This is a genomic window from Streptomyces sp. ActVer (assembly GCF_027270795.1).
Classification (GTDB): Bacteria; Actinomycetota; Actinomycetes; order Streptomycetales; family Streptomycetaceae; genus Streptomyces; species Streptomyces umbrinus_A.
In genome coordinates, this window is the sequence record NZ_JAPWHT010000908.1 from 1 (window position 1) to 1,243 (window position 1,243).

General features: G+C 65.1%; 1 protein-coding gene. It reads right to left on the reverse strand.

The window, feature by feature from the left end; genetic code table 11:
• Positions 1 to 1,139, reverse strand: a 1,139-nt coding sequence (locus tag O3Q52_RS53240; RefSeq protein WP_269655567.1) for an RNA-guided endonuclease TnpB family protein, incomplete at its 3' end; no start/stop codon positions are given.
• Positions 1,140 to 1,243 lie beyond the last annotated feature (104 nt).

Sequence of the window (1,243 nt, forward strand, 5' to 3'; positions counted from 1 at the left end):
CTCCGTTGAGGTCTTACACCAGCTCCACAGGCTGCAACCGCCCGTCCGGCGGCCAGAAGGTTCTTCGCTGCGTTCACGTCCCGGTCGTGGGTCGTGCCGCAGTCGCACGTCCAGGTGCGGACATGGAGCGGCATCTTGTCCTGCACGGTGCCGCAGGCGGAGCACAGCCTGGACGAGGGGAACCACCGGTCCACAGCGATCACCTCGCGCCCGTACCAGGCGGCTTTGTACTCCAGCATGCTCCGGAACTGGGACCAGGCGGCATCGCTGATCGCACGGGCCAGGGTCTGGTTTTTGACCATGGTGCGCACGGTCAGGTCCTCGATCACGAGCGTTTGGTTTTCACGCACGAGCCGGGTGGTCAGTTTGTGCAGGCCGTCCCGCCTGCGGTCGGCGATCCGGGCATGGATCCTGGCGACCTCGCGTCGGGCCTTGTTCCGGTTTACGGAACCCCTGGTCTTCTTCGCGAGGTTCCGCATGGCCTTCGCCAGGCGAACGCGGTCCTTGCGCTCGTGGCGCGGGTTGGTGACCTTCTCCCCGGTGGACAGGGTCAGCAGATGATCCAGGCCCACATCGATACCGACCGCGTTGCCGTTCGCCCCCAGGGGCGTGACGGACGGGTCCTCACACAGCAGCGAGACGAACCAGCGGCCCGCAGCGTCCTGCGACACCGTCACCGTCGAGGGCTTCGCCTGCTCGGGCAGGGGCCGGGACCACACGATGTCCAGCGGTTCAGGCATCTTCGCCAGTGTCAGCTTCCCCTCACGGAACCGGAAACCGGACGTGGTGTACTCCGCCGACTTCCTCGACTTCCGCCTGGACTTGAAGTGCGGATACCTGGCCCGCTTGCCGAAGAAGTTGGTGAACGCCGTCTGCAAGTGCCGCAGCGTCTGCTGCAACGGCACCGACGACACGTCGTTGAGGTAGGCCAGTTCCTCGGTCTTCTTCCATGCCGTCAGCATGGCCGAGGTCTGGTTGTAGTTGACCCGTTCCTGCCGCGTCCACGCCTTGGTACGGGCGGCGAGCGCCAGGTTGTAGACCTTGCGAACGCATCCGAAGGTGCGCGACAGCTCGGCTGCCTGCGCATCACTCGGATAGAAGCGGTACTTGAACGCCCGCTTCACGTGGTTCACGGTCACTCTCACAAACTAGCGGGTTCACAAGTAGGGGCAAAACCTGCTGGTGAGGGCACTGCGATCCGCCCTGGCGGCGAATCCCAGCTCGTTGCCCTGCTCCGCAGGAG